Annotated in this window: 16 protein-coding genes and 1 pseudogene; 11 read left to right on the top strand and 6 right to left on the bottom strand. The window is 70.5% G+C overall.

Going from position 1 to position 20,352, the window contains the following annotated elements:
- Positions 1 to 5: 5 nt before the first annotated feature.
- Positions 6 to 485, bottom strand: a pseudogene (locus tag ACH4DZ_RS23150) (hypothetical protein); the annotation flags it as partial.
- Positions 486 to 612: 127 nt separating this feature from the next.
- Between ACH4DZ_RS23150 and ACH4DZ_RS23145 the strand changes: the two are divergent.
- The 4 genes from ACH4DZ_RS23145 to ACH4DZ_RS23130 all read left to right on the top strand — a co-directional run bounded on the left by ACH4DZ_RS23145 (position 613) and on the right by ACH4DZ_RS23130 (position 4,673).
- Positions 613 to 1,158, top strand: coding sequence for a hypothetical protein (locus ACH4DZ_RS23145; RefSeq protein WP_398289169.1), 546 nt, complete (start codon positions 613 to 615; stop codon positions 1,156 to 1,158).
- Entirely contained in the window at positions 1,133 to 2,431 is a 1,299-nt protein-coding gene (locus tag ACH4DZ_RS23140; RefSeq protein ID WP_398289168.1) for an ABC transporter substrate-binding protein, read from the top strand. The genes ACH4DZ_RS23145 and ACH4DZ_RS23140 overlap by 26 nt, the downstream gene beginning before the upstream one ends.
- Before the next feature lie 143 nt (positions 2,432 to 2,574).
- On the top strand, positions 2,575 to 3,843 hold the full coding sequence (locus ACH4DZ_RS23135) for a glycosyltransferase family 4 protein (RefSeq protein ID WP_398289167.1): 1,269 nt from the start codon (positions 2,575 to 2,577) through the stop codon (positions 3,841 to 3,843).
- Positions 3,840 to 4,673: a hypothetical protein gene (locus ACH4DZ_RS23130; protein WP_398289166.1), complete on the top strand. Its 834-nt coding sequence runs from the start codon at positions 3,840 to 3,842 to the stop codon at positions 4,671 to 4,673. The genes ACH4DZ_RS23135 and ACH4DZ_RS23130 overlap by 4 nt, the downstream gene beginning before the upstream one ends.
- A 15-nt stretch (positions 4,674 to 4,688) precedes the next feature.
- On the opposite strand, the gene ctaD is transcribed toward ACH4DZ_RS23130, so the two are convergent.
- A complete protein-coding gene (ctaD, locus tag ACH4DZ_RS23125) occupies positions 4,689 to 6,419 on the bottom strand; it encodes a cytochrome c oxidase subunit I (protein ID WP_398289165.1) in 1,731 nt (576 codons plus the stop codon).
- A gap of 435 nt (positions 6,420 to 6,854) precedes the next feature.
- Here ctaD and ACH4DZ_RS23120 point away from each other — a divergent pair, with 435 nt between their 5' ends.
- Positions 6,855 to 7,070 carry an I78 family peptidase inhibitor gene (locus ACH4DZ_RS23120; RefSeq protein WP_398289164.1) on the top strand — a complete coding sequence of 72 codons (216 nt, stop codon included), beginning with the start codon at positions 6,855 to 6,857 and terminating at the stop codon, positions 7,068 to 7,070.
- A 241-nt stretch (positions 7,071 to 7,311) separates the two neighbouring features.
- Here the strand turns inward: ACH4DZ_RS23120 and ACH4DZ_RS23115 are convergent, their stop codons facing one another.
- Together ACH4DZ_RS23115 and ACH4DZ_RS23110 are read right to left on the bottom strand one after the other, a co-directional pair.
- Positions 7,312 to 8,328 carry a phosphatase PAP2 family protein gene (locus ACH4DZ_RS23115; protein WP_398289163.1) on the bottom strand — a complete coding sequence of 339 codons (1,017 nt, stop codon included), beginning with the start codon at positions 8,326 to 8,328 and terminating at the stop codon, positions 7,312 to 7,314.
- 237 nt (positions 8,329 to 8,565) lie between these two features.
- A complete protein-coding gene (locus tag ACH4DZ_RS23110) occupies positions 8,566 to 9,735 on the bottom strand; it encodes a glycosyltransferase family 39 protein (protein ID WP_398289162.1) in 1,170 nt (389 codons plus the stop codon).
- 281 nt (positions 9,736 to 10,016) lie between these two features.
- On the opposite strand from ACH4DZ_RS23110, the gene ACH4DZ_RS23105 reads away from it, so the two are divergent.
- Together ACH4DZ_RS23105 and ACH4DZ_RS23100 are read left to right on the top strand one after the other, a co-directional pair.
- Complete coding sequence (locus tag ACH4DZ_RS23105) at positions 10,017 to 11,633, top strand: MFS transporter (RefSeq protein ID WP_398289161.1); 1,617 nt, start codon at positions 10,017 to 10,019, stop codon at positions 11,631 to 11,633.
- A gap of 214 nt (positions 11,634 to 11,847) precedes the next feature.
- On the top strand, positions 11,848 to 13,038 hold the full coding sequence (locus tag ACH4DZ_RS23100; RefSeq protein ID WP_398289160.1) for an acyl-CoA dehydrogenase family protein: 1,191 nt from the start codon (positions 11,848 to 11,850) through the stop codon (positions 13,036 to 13,038).
- Positions 13,039 to 13,098: 60 nt separating this feature from the next.
- Here ACH4DZ_RS23100 and ACH4DZ_RS23095 read toward each other — a convergent pair whose 3' ends face one another.
- Positions 13,099 to 13,542 (bottom strand): cell division protein SepF, encoded by a 444-nt coding sequence (locus ACH4DZ_RS23095; protein WP_107021161.1) that lies wholly within the window; start codon positions 13,540 to 13,542, stop codon positions 13,099 to 13,101.
- Positions 13,543 to 13,830: 288 nt separating this feature from the next.
- On the opposite strand from ACH4DZ_RS23095, the gene ACH4DZ_RS23090 reads away from it, so the two are divergent.
- On the top strand, positions 13,831 to 15,018 hold the full coding sequence (locus tag ACH4DZ_RS23090; protein ID WP_398289234.1) for a DUF5685 family protein: 1,188 nt from the start codon (positions 13,831 to 13,833) through the stop codon (positions 15,016 to 15,018).
- Positions 15,019 to 15,179: 161 nt separating this feature from the next.
- Here the strand turns inward: ACH4DZ_RS23090 and ACH4DZ_RS23085 are convergent, their stop codons facing one another.
- Positions 15,180 to 16,154 carry an ABC transporter substrate-binding protein gene (locus tag ACH4DZ_RS23085; protein ID WP_398289159.1) on the bottom strand — a complete coding sequence of 325 codons (975 nt, stop codon included), beginning with the start codon at positions 16,152 to 16,154 and terminating at the stop codon, positions 15,180 to 15,182.
- A gap of 481 nt (positions 16,155 to 16,635) precedes the next feature.
- On the opposite strand from ACH4DZ_RS23085, the gene ACH4DZ_RS23080 reads away from it, so the two are divergent.
- The 3 genes from ACH4DZ_RS23080 (at position 16,636) to ACH4DZ_RS23070 (ending at position 20,298) form a co-directional block, all read left to right on the top strand.
- A complete protein-coding gene (locus tag ACH4DZ_RS23080; protein WP_398289158.1) occupies positions 16,636 to 17,481 on the top strand; it encodes an amino acid ABC transporter permease in 846 nt (281 codons plus the stop codon).
- Complete coding sequence (locus ACH4DZ_RS23075) at positions 17,478 to 19,316, top strand: FAD/NAD(P)-binding protein (RefSeq protein WP_398289157.1); 1,839 nt, start codon at positions 17,478 to 17,480, stop codon at positions 19,314 to 19,316. Before ACH4DZ_RS23080 ends, ACH4DZ_RS23075 begins: the two co-directional genes overlap by 4 nt.
- 100 nt (positions 19,317 to 19,416) lie before the next feature.
- Positions 19,417 to 20,298 (top strand): amino acid ABC transporter permease, encoded by an 882-nt coding sequence (locus ACH4DZ_RS23070; RefSeq protein ID WP_398289156.1) that lies wholly within the window; start codon positions 19,417 to 19,419, stop codon positions 20,296 to 20,298.
- The last annotated feature ends 54 nt before the right edge of the window (positions 20,299 to 20,352 follow it).

The raw sequence follows: 20,352 nt of genomic DNA, 5'->3' as shown, positions 1-20,352 counted from the left end.
GGGGGGTCGTTCGAGGCCGTGGGTTCGCAGATCGGGCAGGGGGCGAGGTCCCCGCCCGCGAGGACCCGTGAGTCGACCGGCAGGGCCTCGGGCTTTCCGGCGACGAGCGGGCAGTCCGCGCGGTGCCACAGCGTGCCGCCCGGCACCATCAGCAGATCCCCGCTGACGGCCACGGGCGCGCCGGCCGGCTGTCCCGCGGCGGTTCCATCGGCACCGGCCGGGTCGGCCGCCACCAGGAGCCCGTACAGCTCCTCCACACGGGTCGCCGCGAGCGCGTTCCCGCCGTGGGTGAGGAGGACCGCCGCGGCGATGATCAGGGCCGCGCCGGGCACCGTGCAGGACGCGAGGTACGGCAACTGCCGTTCCGCGTAGCGCTCGCCGGAGATCCCGTACCAGCCGAGGACGCACAGTACGGCGCCCGTGGCGAGCGCGGCCCACCCGGTCCAGAGGACGGGACGCACGTTCCGCGGTCGAGCAGTCCGCATGGGGGCTCCACATGATGTGTCCGGCTGTCTTCCAAGTCCGCCGACGGACTTGCACTATGCCTTCTGGAAGCTGTCCCTGAAAGCTCCGGGCGTGCACGGCCCGGACCGACACCCGGTGGTGAGCCAGATGGTTCTCGGGAGTGATCTCAGGCGAGGTACGGGCCGGCGGCTGGTGGTGGCGGTTCTCCTGCTCGCCCCGGCCCTCACGGCGTGCGGCGACGACAGTGGTGGTGACGACACGGATCCGCCCTCGCCCTCCGCGGAGCGGACCTCGAAGGCCGAACCGAGTCCGAGTCCGAGCACGAGCGCGCCGGACGACCCGGCGGCGGCCGAGAAGGAGATCAAGGAGAACTGGAAGAAGTTCTTCGACCCCGCCGTCCCCCCGAAGGAGAAACAGGCCGTCCTGGAGAACGGCGACGAGATGGGCGCGGTCCTGAAGGGCTTCAGCGGTGACGAGCGGGGCGGGCAGGTCGAGGCGACGGTCGGCAAGGTTGCCTTCACCTCGCCGACCGACGCGGACGTCACGTACACCCTCACCCTGAAGGGCGCCACGGTCATGCCGGACGCCGCCGGGACCTCCGTCGAACAGGACGGCACCTGGAAGGTGTCGGTCAAGACGCTCTGCGGTCTCGTCACCCTGAGCGGCAATGCCTCGCCCGGGCCGGGCTGCTGAATCCGCTGTCGTGGGCCTGCTGTTCCTGCTGCTCCTGGTGGGCACGGCCTGCGGCAGCCGCCTCCCGGAGAGCGACTTCGAGAACCGGCGCGACCGCACGCCCGCCCGCACCACCGCGGAACCGATCCGCGTGGGCATCGTCACGAGCGCCACCAGCCCGGTCGGCGCCGACGCCTTCACCGGGCCGCGCGACGGCGCGAAGGCCTACTTCGACGCCCTGAACGCGCGCGGCGGTATCGCGGGACGCAGGGTCGAGGTGCGTACGTGCGACGACGGCGGCAGCGGCGTCGGCAACAACGAGTGCGTGCACCGGCTCGTCGACGAGGACAAGGTGGTGGCCCTCGTCGCCACCACCGCCCTCGACTACGCGGGCGCCTCCCGGGTGTCCCACGCGCGCGTGCCCGACATCGGCGGCCAGCCCATCGGCGCGGCCTACGACACGTACCCGCACCTCTACGGGATCTACGGCAGCCTCGCGCCACGGAACGGAGAGCCCGGCTGGGACGGCGAGTTGTACGGCGGCACGGAGATCTACCGCTACTTCAAGGAGAAGCACGGCGCGCGTACGGCGGCCGTCGTCTCGTACAACCAGTCCGCGTCGGCGGCGTACGCCCGGCTCGTGGTCCGGGGCCTGAAGGCCGAGGGGTACGAGGTCGTCACCGAGCAGGTCGACTTCGCGCTGCCCAACTTCCGTGCCGCCGCGGCAGATCTGCGGGAGCAGGGCGCCGACCTGGTCTTCGACGCCATCGACACCTACGGGAACGCCCAACTGTGCGAGGCGATGGACGACGTCGGCGCCGAGGTCCTCGCCAAGGTCACCAACGTGCAGAACTGGACGTCCACCGTCCCGAAGGACTACAAGGACGCCCCGCGCTGCCGCAACACCCTGTGGGCGACGGGCGCGAGCCGCAACTACGAGGACACCGGCCACGAGGCCGTACGGGAGTTCCGGGACGGCACGAAGGAACTGAGGACCCGCTCCCAGTGGCAGGTGGAGGGGTGGGCCGCCGCCATGTGGTTCACGGACGCGGCCCGGTCCTGCGCGAAGACGGGCGTCACGCGCGCGTGCGTCGACCGGTACATGGCCGGGGGGAAGCCGTACACCGCGAAGGGGCTGCTGCTGCCGGTCCGGTTCGACCACCTGCCCGAACCGCCCAGGACGCGCAGGACGTGCCTGTCCGTGGCCCGCTGGGAGGACGCCCGTGGATGGGTGAGCCAGGGGGACATGGACCGCGAGTGCCACGACGTCCCGCAGCTCTCCTACAAGCCCTGATGCGTGCGGGCCCCAAAAGGTTCCCTCATCTGCTTACCGATGGCGCAACTGTTCGGGCACAGAGTGATAAGGGAGCCCAACCATCACATCCGTACCCGGGTCTAACCCTCTGGTAGCTGGATGAGCCGGAGATACGGGGACGCATGCAGATTTCTTTCCTTATACACAACGCCTACGGAATCGGTGGGACGATCCGGACGACGTACAACCTTGCGAACACCCTTGCCGAGCAGCACGACGTGGAGATCGTCTCCGTCCTCCGCCACCGCGAGGAGCCGGTCTTCACACGGAACCCGCGCGTCCGCCTGCGCCACCTCGTCGACGTACGCAAGGGCAGTCCTGGTTACGAGGGCGACGACCCCGACTACCGGAAACCGGCCCGGGTCTTCCCGAAAGGAGAGATCCGCTACGAGCAGTACAGCGCCCTGACCGACCGCCGTATCGCCGAGCATCTCTCCACGACCGACGCCGACGTCGTGGTCGGCACCCGCCCCGGCCTGAACGTGCATCTGGCCCGCGAGACCAGGCGCGGCCCGTCCCGCGTCGGCCAGGAGCACCTCACCCTCGACAGCCACTCCGTCGGGCTGCGCACCGAACTGCGCGGCGCCTACCCCCGCCTGGACGCGGTCACCACGACCACGGAGGCGGACGCCACCGCGTACCGCACGAAGATGCGGCTGCCCGGGGTGCGCGTCGAGGCCGTGCCCAACTCGGTGCCCGCGCCCGGCATAGAGCCCGCGGACGGCACCGGCAAATGGGTCGTCGCGGCCGGCCGGCTCGCCCCGGTCAAGCGGTACGACCTGCTGATCAAGGCCTTCGACCTGGTGCGCGCCGAACGGCCCGACTGGCGCCTGCGGATCTACGGCAGCGGGAAGCAGAAGGACAAGCTGCGCCGTCTCATCGACGAACTCGGCCTCTACAACCACGTGTTGCTGATGGGAGCGGCCAACCCCATCGAGCCGGAGTGGGCCAAGGGCTCCATCGCCGCCGTCACCTCCAGCCTCGAATCCTTCGGCATGACCATCGTCGAGGCCATGCGCTGCGGTCTGCCCGTCGTCTCCACCGACTGCCCGCACGGCCCGGGGGAGATCATCGACAACGGTGTCGACGGACGCCTCGTGCAGGTCGGAAACGTCCAGGCCATCGCGGGGGGCCTGCTGGAACTCATCAACGACGACGCGCTGCGCCAGCAGATGGCGGGCGCGGCACTCAAGGACTCCGAGCGCTTCGACCCGTCCCGGATCGCCGAACGGTACGAATCGATCTTCAGCGGTCTCGTCTCGCGGGGCGGCACCTCGAAGATCGGCCGGGTGCGCGGCTCGCTGCACCGCACCCGAGGAGCCCTGCTCGGCAGCGCGTATGCCGCCCGGGACGCCGGACTGACCGTATTCGGGAAGGAGCGTTCCGCATGATGACGCTGGCTCCGCAGACCACGCAGACGCCCACCGACGAGGACGCCGCCGTGCTGCCGCGTGCCGACTGCCTCGCCGACTCCGCGGGCGGTCTCACCTTCGACATGGTCGAGACCGGCGAGAGCGGTGACACCCACCTCGTGCTGCTCCACCGCGACGGCCTCCAGGAGGTCCGGCTGCCGCTCGCCCCGGCCGCCGACGGCCGGCTGCGCGCCGCGCTGCCCAGCGGGGTCGAACTGCCCGAGGGCCGCTGGGACGCCTTCGCGCAGACCGGCGACGGCGAGCCGCAGCGCCTGACACCCGGCCTCAACGACCTGCGCTCACTCGTCGACCGGGTGCCGAGCGGCGCGCGCGGCCATGTCGCCGTCCGTATCCCGTACGCGACCAAGCACGGCAACCTCTCCGTCCGCAGCTGGCTGCGCGCCCCGCACGCGGAGGCCGGCGAACTGCACATAGGAGAGGGCGGCCTCGGCGTCCACGGCCAGGTGTACGGGGTCGCGCTCACCCCGGACGCGTACGCCGAACTGGCCGGCCGCGAGGAGACGGACCCCGCGCCGAGGATCGGGGTCCACCGGGACCAGGCGCTGTTCCGCTTCACCGTGGACTACGCCGAACTGCCCGAGGGGGTGTGGGACCTGTGGCTGCGCCCGGCGGGCGAGAGCGGGCCGCGGGTACGGATCGCGCGGCTGCTCGACGACATCGCGGACAAGAAGCCCATCTTCACGTACCCGAAGGTCACGGTGGAGACGGCGTACGGCCCGGTGACGGCCGGGCCGTACTACACGAGCGACAACGACCTCGCGGTGGCCGTCACCGCGGCGACTCCCTAGTACCGCGGTCGGTGCTCAGTACTGCTCGGGGCCGGCCTCCGGGCGCTCCTGGCCGAAGCGGATCTGCGGGCTGTCCTCCTGGCCGGAGCGGGTCTGCGGCGGTGTGATCGCCGCGAACCGCGGATGGTGCAGGTCGAACGCCGGCGACTCGGAACGGATCCTGGGCAGCGTGGTGAAGTTGTGCCGCGGCGGCGGGCACGAGGTCGCCCACTCCAGTGAGCGGCCGAAGCCCCAGGGGTCGTCGTCGTCGACCTTCTCGCCGTACCTGGCGGTCCTCCAGACGTTGTAGAGGAACGGCAGCGTCGACATGCCCAGCAGGAACGCGCCGATCGACGAGAGGGTGTTGAGCGCGGTGAACCCGTCGGCCGCCAGATAGTCGGCGTAGCGGCGCGGCATGCCCTCCGCGCCCAGCCAGTGCTGCACCAGGAACGTGGTGTGGAACCCCACGAAGAGCGTCCAGAAGTGCATCTTGCCGAGCCGTTCGTCGAGCATCTTCCCGGTGAACTTGGGCCACCAGAAGTAGAAGCCGCCGAAGGTCGCGAAGACGACGGTGCCGAACACCACGTAGTGGAAGTGCGCGACCACGAAGTACGTGTCGGTGACGTGGAAGTCCAGCGGCGGCGAGGCCAGGATCACTCCGGTGAGGCCGCCGAACAGGAACGACACCAGGAAACCCGTCGCCCAGAGCATCGGGGTCTCGAAGGACAGCGACCCCTTGAGCATGGTGCCGGTCCAGTTGAAGAACTTCACGCCCGTGGGCACCGCGATCAGGAACGACACGAACGAGAAGAACGGCAGCAGCACCGCGCCCGTCGCGAACATGTGATGGGCCCACACGACCACGGACAGACCGGTGATGGCCATCGTGGCGCCGACCAGCGTCAGATAGCCGAAGATCGGCTTCCTGCTGAAGACCGGGATGATCTCCGTGATGATCCCGAAGAACGGCAGCGCGATGATGTAGACCTCGGGATGCCCGAAGAACCAGAAGAGGTGCTGCCACAGCAGTGCCCCGCCGTTGGCCGAGGCGAAGACCTGCGAGCCGAACCGCCGGTCCGCCTCAAGCACCAGGAGTGCCGCGGCGAGCACCGGGAACGCCAGCAGGATCAGGATCGACGTGAACAGCGTGTTCCACGTGAAGATCGGCATCCGGAACATGGTCATGCCCGGCGCGCGCATCCCGATGATGGTCGTCAGGAAGTTGACCGCGCCGAGGATCGTGCCGAAGCCGGCCAGCGCGAGCCCCATGATCCACATGTCGGCGCCGATACCGGGCGACCGCTCCATGCTGTTCAGCGGCGCGTACGCGAACCAGCCGAAGTTCGCCGGTCCTTCCGGCACCAGCAGCGAGCCCAGCACGATCAGCCCGCCGAAGAGGAACAGCCAGTACGACAGCATGTTCAGCCGGGGGAAGGCGACGTCGGGCGCGCCGATCTGCAGCGGCATGATCTCGTTGGCGAAACCGGCGAAGGTCGGCGTCGCGAAGAGCAGCAGCATGATCGTGCCGTGCATCGTGAACATCTGGTTGAACGTGTTGTTGTCGATGATCTGCGTTCCCGGCCGTGCCAGCTCGGCCCGCATCAGCAGCGCCATCAGACCGCCGACCAGGAAGAAGGCGAACGACGTGATCAGGTAGAGGTGGCCGATCTTCTTGTGGTCGGTGGTCGTCAGCCAGTCCACGATCAGCCGCCCCGGCCGCCTCACCGGTACGGGCCGTACCGCCGCCTGTGCGGTGTCCGTCCCCATCGCCGCCCCCTCGCTCGTCGTGTCCCGGGCCTCCTGAAGCTCACGCCATGATGCTCGCGGGGCACCGCGCTCCGACAGGGGGCGTACGTGGGCTCTGTGCTTGAACCATGTATTTCCTGTGGCGGGCCAACTTCCTTGCGGCGCCGCGGAATCGGAAAGAAAAGGTAGGGAAACCGGTCCGGATACCCGCTTTCGACCGGGGTATCCGGGGCCGTTTCGGAGATAGTCCCCGGCGCCGCGGAATTACGTTCGAAGGCGGGCGGAAAACGTGTGGAACCGCCCGTTCGTGTGACGGCTCGATGCGTAACCGCTGATGCCGGCGCGCCGGAACGAGTGTCGTTGTCCTGTGACAGAAGCGTGACCGGAGGGGGACCGGTGACTGATGGTGGCGGGCCCGGGGTTCCGTGTCCGCGCGGGGGCGCCTACCGTGGCGGCATGGCACCGATTCCCACTCCGCCCGCGGAGCCCTCCGACACTCCGGACGCGTACGTCGGCCTCGACGCCGGTGGCGCGGAGCGGCAGGCCCGCGCGCGCGGCTGGTCGACCGTGCGGTCGTTGCCGCCGGGCGCGATCATCACGATGGAGTACCTGTCGGGACGGCTCAACTTCGAGGTCACGGACGGCCGGGTGACGCGCTGCTGGAAGGGGTGACCTGTCCGGTACGGGGTGGTGGGGGCTGAAAGCCCCGGGCCCGTGCGTTTGAACCTGCGGGCCGGTGGGGGCGGGCCGCGCAGTTCCCCGCGCCCCTCAGAAGCGGGGCTGCGCCCCTGCTTCTGCCCCGTCAGGGGCGCTCGTAGGGGCGCGGGGAACTGCGCGACCAGCCCCCACCGGCCCGCAGGCAGAAGCGTGCGAGGCAGCGGTGTGCGTACCGGCCCCGCCGTCGCTCCCGCGCTCAGCCCCCGGCCAGGGGCCGCGCCGACGCCGTGCCACGTGTCACCCGGTCCGACTGCGGCGGCCGGCGGCTGCCGAGCGGTGTCACCGGTGTGCGCTCCGAGCGGCTCAGGTGCGGACCCGGGGCCAGATAGCCCGGCGGCCGGGGCGGCCGGGACGCGGCCACCGGCTCACGCACCACGGGCTCCTGCTCGCCGGCCGGGCTGCCGATGGGCTTGAGGGGCGCCGGAACCGGAACCTCGGCCGGACCCGTACCACGCCGACGGTCTCGCCAGGCGTCACGCAGGTCGAAGATGCCGGACTCGGCACGCGCGATCAGCGGCTCGACCCAGGGCAGCGCCAGCAGGATCAGCAGTCCGGCGACCCAGCCGAGCACCACATCGCTCAGCCAGTGCGTACCCAGGTACACGGTGGTCAGGCCGACGCCGAGGGAGACCACGGCGGAGAGGGCGGACAGCCAGCGGCGGGCCCGCGGCGTCGAGGCCAGATAGGCGAGGATGCCCCAGGTCACCACGGCGTTGGCGGTGTGACCCGAAGGGAATATGTCGCCGCCCAGCCACATCTCGTTCGAGCCGACGCTGGTCGCGTAGTGCGGACCGAGGCGGCCCATGCTGATCTTGGCCGCGCCGACCGTGAGGTTCAGGAGCAGCAGCGAGGCGCCCAGCGTGAGCAGCGGGCGCAGGGTGTGCTGCCGCCAGGAGCGCCAGCCCAGCCAGGCCGCGATCATCACGGCGGTGGGGCCGCGCTGGCCCAGCACCACGTAGTAGTCGAGGAACGCGTGGATCTCCGGCCACTGCTGGTACGGCCGGAAGAACATGACCTGCCAGTCGAGCCGGACCAGCCATGAGGTGATCACGACGGCCCACACGATGGCCGCGTAGAAGGCGAGCGTGGACGCGAAGAGGACCACCCGGTGCCGGCTCATCCGGGGCACGTCGATGTGGGCCGGTCGTTCCGGCTCACGGTCCAGCCGGGCGAAGACCCGGTCCAGACGAGTCAGCTTTCGTTCGGTACGCACTCAATCGACGTTACAGCGAGTGAGCTGTGTTCCAGGGCGAAGCACCGTCTTTGTGATGACGATGTGATGTGGGATTGCTCTCAGGCGGGGGTTTATCGCCGTGGATTATGGAACCCCCCGTCCGCTCTTCCTTCAATTCGATTGATCATTCCGGAGGGAAGTTTTATGGCGCTTTCGAATTCGTTCACCGAATGCTTGCGTGCACTTCTCCGGGCGCTCACCGGCGACCGTGTGTGATCACGGCGGACCGGACCCGTTCAGCCACCAGGCGCCGTACACCGCCGAGGCCACCGCCACACCGCCCAGCACCCACGCCGACCTGGACGTTCGCAGTCGCGCGAGGGCCAGGGCGAGGGGCAGCAGGAGGGGGAAGGCAGGCAGCAGAAGGCGTGGTTTCGAGCCGAAATAGCTCGACGCGCACAGGGCGAGGGCGATGACGACCCCCGCGTACACCAGGAGCGGCAACGGCTGCCGCTGCCGTACGCAGACCACGTACAGCCATACGAGCAGGCCGACCCCGACGGTCAGGCCCAGCCCGGCCAGGGCCGACGGGAACGCGGTGAACTTGTCGGCGACGAACCGGGCGAACGCGTAGCCGCCGTCGAAGCCGTTGCGCCAGCCCGCCTGGACGTCGAGATAGCCCAGCGGGCCGCCGCCCGTGCGACGGCCGACCCACAGGACGTAACCCGCCGCGCCGAGGGGCGCGATCAGCATCGCCAGGGCGCGCCGCCACCGGGACGCGCCGTCCTCGGCGCGCACGCTCCGCTCCCGTACGAAAGAGGCGATCGCCGTCACCCATACGGCCGCAACGACCGCCGCACCCACCGGGCGGGTCAGACCGGCCAGCGAGGCGAGCAGGCCGGCGGTCAGCCAGCGCCCGGTCAGGACGGTGTACAGCGACCAGGCCGCGAGCCCCGTGAACAACGACTCGCTGTACGCCATCGACTGCACGATGCCGACCGGCAGGACGGCCCACACCAGCACGGCGCAGACCCCGGCCCGCCGGCCGTACACATGGTCCGCGACCGCGAAGATCCCCCAGGCCGCCGCGAGCGAGGCGACCCAGCTCACCAGCAGGCCCGCGTCCGCGTGGGAGAGAGGGGACACCGCCGACACCGCCCGCTCCAGCCAGGGCAGCAGCGGGAAGAACGCCAGGTTCGAGTGCACGTCCCCGTTGGGCAGGCGCACCTCGTAGCCGTAACCCAGCTCGGCGACCCTGGAGTACCAGAGGGAGTCCCAGCGGGCCGAGAGCAGCCGCAGCGCGCTCGTGTCCCGGGTGGCGCTCCATACCGCGAGCGCCACCAGGCCCAGCGTGCGCACCGCCGCGTACCCGAGGAGCGCGGGCGCGGCGCGGCGCCAGGACGGCCCCGGACGGGGCGGCGCGGCGGGCGTCTCAAGATCGGTCACGGGCTCGATTATCGAGGGGGCCCGCGACCGTGGTCCCCGGCGGGGGCGTGCTCGGACCCCGGGGGCCGGACGGCCGTACACGGGGAGGCGTGGCGCACGCCACACGCGTCCCAGGAGAACGTGAGAGGTCCACCACCCGGCGCCGGGAGGAACTCGCGTACTCTGACGTCTCACTCGCCTTTGTTGCGTGGGCCGGGACACCGCTCCTCCCGAGCCGCAGCCGCAGGGAGTCCCCACCCAGCGGATCGCCGAACGCGAGGGAACATCTGGGAGGTACGTACATGTCCGGGACGACCACGGCCGCCGCGCGTCGCCGTCGGGAGACCGGGGCCGGTGCAAACCGCTGGGTCGTCCTTGTGGTGCTGTGTGTCAGCCTGCTCCTGGTCGCCGTCGACGCCACCGTGCTCCACGTCGCCGTGCCCGCCGTCACCGAGGACCTCACGCCCGGCGCGATAGAGCTGCTGTGGATCGTCGACGTCTACCCGCTCGTCTGCGCCTCGCTCCTCATCCTCTTCGGCACCCTGGGCGACCGGATCGGCCGCAGACGCGTCCTCCTCCTCGGATACGCGCTCTTCGGCGTCGCGTCCGCCGTCGCGGCCCTCGCCGACAGCGCGCAGGTGCTGATCGCGGCGCGCGCCCTGCTCGGCGTCGGCGGCGCGATGATCATGCCCGCGACGCTGTCCATCCTGCGGCAGGTCTTCCCCGCCCGGCGCGAACGGGCGCTGGCCATCGGCGTCTGGAGCGCCGTCGCCGCGGTGGGCGCGGCCGTCGGACCGCTCCTCGGCGGGTTCCTCCTGGAGCACTTCTGGTGGGGCTCGGTCTTCCTCATCAACATTCCGCTGATGCTCGTCAGCCTGCCCGTCGGCCGGCTCCTGCTGCCCGAGTCGAAGGGCGAGCGCGACGGGCCGTGGGACGTCGTCGGCGCGCTGATGGCCGCGGCCGGTCTCTTCGGCGCGGTTCTCGGCGTGAAACGGCTCGGCGGCGGAGAGGACCCGCTGAGCGTGTTCACGGCGGTGCCGCTGATGGCGGGCGCCGGACTTCTCGTCGCCTTCGTACGGCGGCAGCGGCGGCGCCGGCATCCGCTGGTCGACCTGACGATGTTCTCCCGGCCCGCCTTCAGTACCTCCGTCGGCTGCATCGTGCTGGCCATGCTCGCGCTGGTCGGCCTCGAACTGATCGCCGCGCAGTATCTCCAGCTCGTGCTGGGGCTCTCCCCGCTGGAGACCGGGCTGCGGCTGCTGCCGCTCACCGTCGCCGCGATGGCCGCGGGGCTGGCCGGGGCGAAGATGCTGCAGCGCTTCGGGCCGCGGACCATGGTGTGCTCCGGCTTCTGCCTCACCGCCGCCGCGGTCGTCACCCTGACGGCGATGGGCGCCGAGGACGACGCCCCGCTGCTGCTGAGCGGGTTCGTGATGCTCGGCTTCGGCCTGGAGATCACGCTCTTCGGGGCGTACGAGTCGATGCTGAGCGAGGCTCCGCCGGAACAGGCCGGCGGGGCGGCGGCGATCGGCGAGACGTCGTACCAGCTCGGGGCGGGGATCGGGATCGCGCTCCTCGGGAGCGTGATGAACGCGGCGTACGCGCCCGGGCTCGCGTCCGTTTCGGGGGTGCCGCCCGGGGACGCCGCCGCGGCGGGGCATTCGCTGGGGGAGGCGTACGAGGTCGCCGCGCGGCTCGGCGGGGGATCGGGGGAGGCCCTGCGTTCCGCTGCGCGCCATGCGTTCGTGCACGGGTTGCATGTGACGTTGCTGGTGAGTGCGGGGCTGTTGTTGCTGGGGGCGGTGATGGCGCTGCGGTTGCCTCGGGCCATGGAGTGCGGGGAGCCGGCGGCTCTCGCGGAGGTGCCGGGGCCGAGGGAGGGCTCCGGTGCGCCCGTGCCCGTCGAGTCCGTTCGCTGACCGTGCGTCGTGGCGCGCACCCATGCCTTACCCGCCCGCTCCGCCCGTGCGGGGTGCCACACCGTGCGGGTTTCCCGTGGGGTGGCCCCGCCGTCGGCGGCTGCGGGGGAGTGGTCAGTGGCTTCGGTGCGGTTCTGGACGTGCGTCGTACCTCGTCGTAACGTCGAGGATCGTCCGTAGTTATCACTGCTAGTTTTACGTGCCGGAGGCTCCCATGTCCGCTTCCTCGAAGTTGCCGCCGTTCGATCCCGCCGATCCGCTCGGGATCGACGATCTGCTGGGCGTGGAGGATCTGGCGGTCCGGGACACCGTGCGGGCCTGGGCCGCCGGCCGGGTGCTGCCGTTCGTCGCCGAGTGGTACGAGAAGGGGGAGCTGCCGGGGATCCGGGAGCTCGCGCGGGAGCTGGGCGCGATCGGCGCCCTCGGGATGTCGCTCGACGGATACGGCTGCGCCGGAGCCTCCGCCGTGCAGTACGGCCTCGCCTGTCTGGAGCTGGAGGCGGCGGACTCCGGTATCCGCTCGCTCGTCTCCGTGCAGGGCTCGCTCGCGATGTACGCGATCCACCGGTTCGGGAGCGAGGAGCAGAAGCAGGCCTGGCTGCCGCGGATGGCCGCCGGCGAGGTCATCGGCTGCTTCGGGCTGACCGAGCCCGACCACGGGTCCGACCCCGCGGGCATGCGCACGTACGCCGAGCGGGACGGCGGGGACTGGGTCCTCACCGGACGCAAGATGTGGATCACCAACGGGTCCGTGGCGGGCGTGGCCGTCGTATGGGCGCAGACCGACGACGGGATCCGCGGGTTCGTCGTGCCGACCGACCGCCCCGGCTTCTCCGCGCCGGAGATCAAGCACAAGTGGTCACTGCGGGCGTCGGTCACCAGCGAGCTGGTCCTCGACGAGGTGCGGCTGCCCGCCGACGCCGTACTGCCGGAGGTCACCGGGCTCAAGGGGCCGCTCAGCTGTCTGTCCCACGCCCGGTACGGGATCGTGTGGGGCTCGATGGGCGCCGCGCGGGCGAGTTTCGAGGCGGCGGTGGAGTACGCGAAGACGCGTGAGCAGTTCGGGCGGCCCATCGGCGGCTTCCAGCTCACCCAGGCCAAGCTCGCCGACATGGCGGTCGAACTGCACAAGGGGATTCTGCTGGCCCACCACCTGGGCCGGCGGATGGACGCGGGACGGCTCCGTCCCGAACAGGTCAGTTTCGGCAAGCTCAACAACGTACGGGAAGCGATCGACATCTGCCGCACGGCACGGACGATCCTCGGCGCCAACGGGATCTCGCTCGAATACCCCGTGATGCGCCACGCGACGAACCTCGAATCGGTGCTGACCTACGAAGGCACCGTCGAGATGCATCAACTGGTACTGGGCAAGGCGCTCACCGGTCTCGACGCGTTCCGGTAGGACCCCGACAGGGGACCTACCACCGCGCCGCCCGCGGGCGGGTCCGGTGAGCGGCCTTGCCTAGCTCTGGTTGAAGAAGCCGTCCACACGACGGGCGGCGGGTTCCCCGCTGACGATCTCGGTGTCGGCGGGGGTCAGCAGGAAAACCCGGTTCGACACGCGCTCGATCGAGCCGCGCAGGCCGAAGATCAGGCCGGCCGCGAAGTCGACGACGCGCTTGGCGTCGGCGGCCTCCATGGCCGTGAGGTTCATGATGACGGGCACGCCGTCGCGGAAGAGCTCACCGATGCCACGGGCGTCCCGGAAGCTGTCCGGGGTGACCGTGCCGATGCGTCGGCCCTTCTCCTCGGCGGCCTCCGATGCCACCTTGACCCGAGGGTCCGTGACCCAGACCTCCCGGCTCCCGGTCTCGGATCCCTCGGCGTAGTCGTCGTCGTAGTAACGCTCGTCATCGTTGTCGTCGACGAGGCCAAGCCAGGCACTCGCCTTGCGCACCGATCCCATGGACGCCTCCTCTCACAGCGGTCTTTCTTCTTTCCGCATCCCCATGGTCGTGCATGATGCGGATGTCGCGCCAAGGGGATAGACGCCGCGCTGGGGTTTCGTGACGGTACTGGTGCACAGCGAATTCGTCGAGAGGCCGCGTACCCCAAGGGTCGTGCGGTACACCGCTGCTGACTGTGAGTGAAATATGATTCTTCACGGCGGACGGGTGACGGCTGGAGCGTACGGGTGAACGAGCCGCCGCCGAGACGCCGCAGCTCAACGTCGTACACACCACGGGGGATCGTCGTGTTCGGAATCGTCAGGCCCTGCCGTCATCGGCTGGGAGAGAACCTCAAAACCCAATGGATGGCGCATTTGTGCGGGCTTTGTCTCGCGCTGCGCGGGGATCACGGTCAGTTCGCTCGGGTGGTAACGAACTACGACGGCTTGCTGATATCGGTTCTGACGGAGGCTCAGGCCGCGTCGGGAGCCCAGTGGCGGCGTACCGCCGGGCCGTGTCCGCTGCGCGGAATGCGGAGCGCGTCGGTAGCTCAGGGTGAGGGCGCACGGCTCGCCGCCGCCGTTTCGCTGGTGCTCGCCTCGGCGAAGATGCGCGATCACATGGCCGACGGGGACGGGCTGCTGGCGCGTCGGCCGGTGGCGCTCGCGGCGCGCCGCGTTGCCACGAACTGGGGCCGGGCGGGCGCCAGGACCGGCTCGGCCGTCGGGTTCGACACCGCGGTGCTGGTCGACGCCGTGGACCGGCAGGTCGGCATCGAGACGCTCGCCGGGCTCGGCACGCCCCTGCTGACCGTCACCGAGCCGACCGAGTCCGCGACCGCGGCGGCCTTCGCGCACACCGCGGTCCTGGCCGGCCGGCCCGCCAACGCGGTGCCGCTCGCCGAGGCCGGCCGGCTCTTCGGCCGGCTCGCCCACCTGCTGGACGCCGTGGAGGACCGTGCGGCCGATGCCGCGGCGGGAGCCTGGAATCCGCTGACCGCCACGGGGGCGTCCGTGGCGGAGGCACGGCGGCTCGCCGACGACGCGCTGCACGGCATACGGCTCGCGCTGCGTGACGTGGAGTTCACGGACGCGAAACTGGCGCATGTGCTGCTCGTGCACGAACTGCGGAACTCGGTGGACCGGGCGTTCGGGACCGCGTCCTGCTCGCACGGCACCTCGCACGGCAGCACGCACGGCACCTCGCACGGCAACCCGTACGCGCCGTCGGGGCCGGGCGGGCCGCCCTCGCCTCCGCCGCCCGAGCCGCCCCGGCGCGACCGGCGGGGACTCCTCGCGGGGTGCGCGGTGTGGGTGGGGCTGGCCTGTACGTGTCAGATGTGCTGCGGGGAGTACCACGATCCGTGGTCGGGGGAGCAGAAGCCGGGGTTCTGTCAGCGGTGCGACAACTGTGACGGATGTGACGGCTGCTGCGACTGCTGTGACGGGTGCGATTGCTGTTGTGACGGTTGCTCTTGCGACTGCAGCTGCTGATCGCTCGTGCGGGTGCGCTGTGGCTGGCCCAAAAGATTGCGCAGTTCCCCGCGCCCCTAGGTACCTAGGGGCGCGGGGAACTGCGCAAAGGGGGCGAGGGGGCGCAGCCCCCATGCAGTGACGGGAAGGGTAGGGGCGGCGGGGGCGAAAATCCCGGCAGGTCAGCTCTTGATCTCCGGCGGGGAGATCTGGGACCTGGCGATCGCCGAGCCCGTCGTGCCCCACTTCTTGAGGATCTTCGCGTACGTCCCGTCCGAGATCAGCTCGTTCACGGCGGCCTGAACGGCAGGCGCCAGCTTCGTGCCCTTCTTGAAGGCGAACCCCACATCCAGCCGGTGGAACTCGTTGAGGAACTTCAGCCCCTCCTGCTGGGAGACGGCATAGCGAAGCCCATTGATCGTGCTCATCACCACATCGCTGCGCCCCTGCTGCAGCGAGGACCACAGAGCACCCTGCTCGCTGTACGTCTGCACCTTGTACGCCTTCTTGTCCGCGTCGGAGCACACATGCTTCTGCTCCTCCAGCGTGGCCTCGAACGTGGTGCCCGCCCCGGTCGCCACGTTCAGCCCGCACAGCTGGGCGAGGTCGGTGACCTTGTCCAGGTCGCTGTCCTCACGGGTCGCGAATCCCTGACCGTCGTTGATGTAGGTGACGAAGTCGATGGTCCTGCGGCGCTCGTCGGTGACACCGAAGTTGCCGACCCCGACGTCGTACTTGCCGCTGTCCAGGGCCGGGAGGATCGCCTCGAAGCTCGCCGCCTCGCGCTTCAGCCGCAGGCCGAGGGTCTTCGCGACGGCGTCCGCGAAGTCGACGTCCTGGCCCGCGAGGGTCTTGCCGTCCGCCAGGTAGTTGGTGCCGGGCGGCGAGCCGCCGACGCTGACGGCGAGAGTGAGCGAGTCGGTGCCGGCGGGCAGCAGCTTCGCGGCGGCGGCGTTCTTCTGCACGGCGGAGACGACGTCCGCGGTGGGGATCTCGTTGCTCTTGCCGGCGGCGGCCTGGGCGGTACCGCCCGCCGCGGTGTCGTTCCCGCCCGAGCCGCACGCGGTGAGCAGCAGGGTCGCGGAGGTGATCAGGGCGAACGGCAGCAAGAGCTGGTTGCGGGCACGGTGAGTGCGGGCACGCGTGAACGTACGCATGGAGCGGTCTCCTGGGAGCAGAGCGCGGGACGAAGGAACGCGCGGTGAGGAAACACGAAGAGAGGACGCGAAGAGAGGACGCGAAAGAGCGCGAAAAGGTACGAAAGGTCGCGAAACGCGGGAGTGCGAGGGGAGGGGTGCGCGTGTGAAGGCCTGGCTACAGGTGGAGAAGCGAGGAGAGCGCCCGCCCTGGAAGGGCCCGGGCGCGCAGGGGGTCAGCTCAACAGGATGAGGACCACACTCGACCGAAGTCGATGTGGGAGCGCGTGACCAGCCACTGCTGCGAATACATGCGCACAAGTGGAACAGGCATTCGTTTGAACGTCAACCGACGTGAGACGTACCGCTCACAGTGTGGACAGCCTTGACAGGCCGGGGAAACACACCCGTACTCTCAACGGACGGTCCTGCTGAGGGGCTTGGCCGTGATCCGTGTGAAGGCACCACCCGTGTTCGACTCGACGCATCACGGAGCCTTCGCATGTCCTCGCACACCCTCACCGAGGTGGCCGCGCCGGAAGACGCGGTGCCTTCGCGCATCGTCCCCCGGCGCCGGACCGGCCAGTGGACCGCCGCGGGCCTCGTCCTGATCCTGCTCGGGCTCGCCGTCAACTCCGTCGCACGCAACGAGGCGTTCCAGTGGGACGTGGTCGGCGACTACTTCACCTCGGCCTCGGTCCTGCGCGGCCTCGGCCTCACCCTGTGGCTGACCGGGCTCGTCATGGCGCTCGGCTTCGCCCTCGGCGCCCTGCTCGCCGCGTGCCGCCTGTCCGCCAACCCCGTTCTGCGCGCCGTGAGTTGGGGGTACGTCTGGCTCTTCAGGTCGATGCCGATCCTGGTGCAGCTGCTGTTCTGGTTCAACATCGGGGCGCTCTACCCGACGCTCTTCGGCATCAAGACCGTGAATCTGCTCGGCCCGGTCACGGTCGCCGTCATCGGCCTCACCCTGCACGAGGCCGCGTACGCCGCCGAGGTCGTACGCGGCGGCATCCTCTCCGTCGACCGCGGCCAGATCGAGGCCGCCGAGGCGCTCGGGCTGAGCCGGTGGCGCCGCTGGTGGAAGATCGTGCTGCCGCAGGCCATGCGCTCCATCGTGCCGCCGGCCGGGAACATGCTGATCGGGACACTCAAGGGCACCTCGATCATCAGCGTGATCGCCGTGCAGGACCTGCTCTACTCCGTGCAGCTCGTCTACCACCGCACCTACCAGGTCATCCCGCTCCTGATGGTGGCCACGCTCTGGTACATCATCGTCACCTCCGTGCTCAGCGTCGGCCAGTACTACGTCGAGCGGCACTACGGACGCGGTTCGGAGCGCAGGCGATGAGCGGCGGGGCGGGCGGGGTGCGCCCGTCGCTGGTGATCGTGGGCGCGGGCCCGCGGGGGACCGGACTCCTGGAGCGGATCGCCGCCAACGCGCCCGAGCTGTACGCCGATTCGGGGCTCGACGTGCATCTCGTCGACCCCTATCCGCCCGGCGGCGGACGCATCTGGCGCGAGGAGCAGCCACCGCTGCTGTGGATGAACTCGCAGGCCCAGGACGTCACCATGTTCACCGACGACACCGTGGACATGGCCGGACCCGTACGGGAGGGCCCCACCCTGCACGAGTGGGCCGCGCTCGACGGACGCCACTTCGCGGACCGGCAGCGGCAGGGCGCCTATCTGCGCTGGGTGTACGAGCGGACCGTCGCCGCCCTCCCGCCGGGCATCCGGGTCCGTCACCACCCCGACCGTGCCGTGCGGGTCGGGGGTCCGCGCGAGGGCCGTCAGCAGGTGTGGCTGGAAGGCCGGCCGCGTCCGCTCCTCGCCGACCTCGTCGTCCTGGCGCTCGGCCATCTCGACGCGGAACTCGACGACGAACAGCAGCAGTTGGCCGCATACGCGCGTGCCCACGGCCTCGTCCATCTGCCGCCCGACTTCACCGCCGACAGCGACCTGTCCGCCCTCGGCCCCGGCGAACCGGTGCTCGTACGCGGCTTCGGGCTCGCCTTCGTCGACCTGATGGTCCTGCTCACGGAAGGACGCGGGGGCCGCTACGAGACCGACACGGACGGGCAGTTGACGTACCGGGCGTCCGGACGCGAGCCCGTGCTGCACGTCGGGTCACGGCGCGGGGTCCCGTACCACTCGAAGATCGGCTACGACTGGACCGGCGAACGCCCGCCGCTGCCGCGGTTCTTCGGACCCGCCGAGGTGGACGAACTGCTGGCGCGCCCCGGTGGCTTCGACTTCCGGCGGGACGTGTGGCCGCTGGTCGAGAAGGAACTGGGCTTCGCCCACTACCACCGGCTGTTCGCGGCCCATCCCGACCGCACGGCCATGGCCTGGACGGACTTCGAGGAGGCGTACGAGAAGTGCGCGGCCGTCGACGGCGCGGGCGAGGCAGGTGGGGCGGGCGGAGCGGGCGGCGCCGAGATCCGGGCGCTGGTCGCAGCCGCCGTGCCCGACCCCGCCGACCGGCTGGACCTGTCGGCGCTCGACCACCCCCTGGACGGCGTGCACCACTCGTCGTACGACACACTCCAGGACGGCCTGCGCACCTATATCGAGGGGGACCTCGCCCGGCGGCACGACCCCGGGCGCAGCCCTGACCTGGCGGTCTTCCTCGGGCTCCTCTCCGTCTACGGGCAGTTGGTGCGGCTCGGCGACATCGGGCCCTGGTGGCACGGCTTCTTCAGCTATCTCGCGTCGGGGCCGCCCGGACCGCGACTGCGGCAGATGCTCGCCCTGTCACGGGCGGGAGTGCTGAACTTCCTCGGCGCCGGGATGACGGTGACGGCCGCGGACGGAGTCCTCCGGGCCACGAGCACCACCGTGCCCGGCCGGTACGTCGAGGCCCGCGCACTCGTCGAGGCACGACTGCCGCACCCCACGGTCGAGCGGACCCGGGACACCCTGCTGCGCGAGCTGTACGCCGAAGGGGCCGCCGCCACGCCCGAGGGCCTGCTCGCCGTGGACCCCGCCGACGGACGCGTCCTCGACCGGTCCGGCGCCCCGCACCCACGGCGCTTCGCACTCGGTCCGCACACCGACGCCCGGGGTTCCGGCGCGTTCACCCGGCCCCGTACCGGAGGGCCCGCCTTCCGGCAGAACGACGCCACCGCGCGTGCCGCGCTGGCTTTCCTGCGCGACCTCTCCTGTCGCGCCACCGCCGCGTAACCAGCGCCCCGCAGCCGCGGACGCCTCATCGCATCCGCGCCCACGGCGCACCTCGCGCCGCACCGCGCACCCCGTCCCCTCCTTCCGCCCCGAGGACCCCATGTCGCTGACCAGTGATCCACTCATCGTCAAGGCGCCGGCCGAGCCCGAGGACTACGGCGCGCTCAAGGTCGTGCCCGTCCGGCACCCCTGGCGCTGGGCCGCCGTGATCGTGACCGCCGTACTGCTCGCGCAGTTCGCCCACGGGCTCGCCACCAACCCCGGCTGGGAATGGGAGGTGTTCGCCGAGTTCTTCACCGCCGAGGTGATCCTCAAGGCGGTCTGGGTGACCCTGCAACTCACCTCCTACGGAACGGCGTTGGGCTTCGCCCTCGGGATCGTCCTCGCCTTCATGCGGCTGTCCGACAGCCCGTTCCTGAAGGCCGTCTCCTTCGCGTACATCTGGGCGTTCCGGTCCATCCCGCTGATCGTGCAGCTGCTCTTCTGGTTCAACCTCGCCTATCTCTACCAGGAGTTGAAGTTCGGCATCCCCTTCGGCCCCGGCTTCTTCACCTTCGACACGATGGGCCTGGTCGGCGCGATGAGCGCGGCCGTCCTCGGACTCGCCCTGCACCAGGCCGCGTACGCCGCCGAGATCGTGCGCGGTGGTGTACTGGCCGTCGACAGCGGCCAGTTGGAGGCCGCCGCGGCCCTCGGGATCCCGCGGCTGCGGCAGATCCGCCGGATCGTGCTGCCGCAGGCGATGCGCTCCATCCTGCCGAACGCCGCCAACGAGGTGATCTCCCTCTTCAAGGGCACCTCGATCGTCTCCGTCATGGCGATCGGCGAGCTGTTCTACCAGGTCCAGGTCATCTACGGACGCAACGGGCGGGTCGTACCGCTGCTCATGGTCGCCACGGCCTGGTACATCCTCCTGACCACCGCGCTCTCCATCCTCCAGCACTACGTGGAACGACACTTCGCGAAGGGAAGCACCCGATGAGCGCGCCCACCACTCCTGCCACCGACACCGACACCGACGGCGCGGCTGACGGGC

It is taken from the genome of Streptomyces sp. NPDC017991 (assembly GCF_044328075.1).
Taxonomy (GTDB): domain Bacteria; phylum Actinomycetota; class Actinomycetes; order Streptomycetales; family Streptomycetaceae; genus Streptomyces.
Note: the sequence above shows the minus strand (reverse complement) of the source record. Positions and strands in the feature narration are given on the sequence as shown.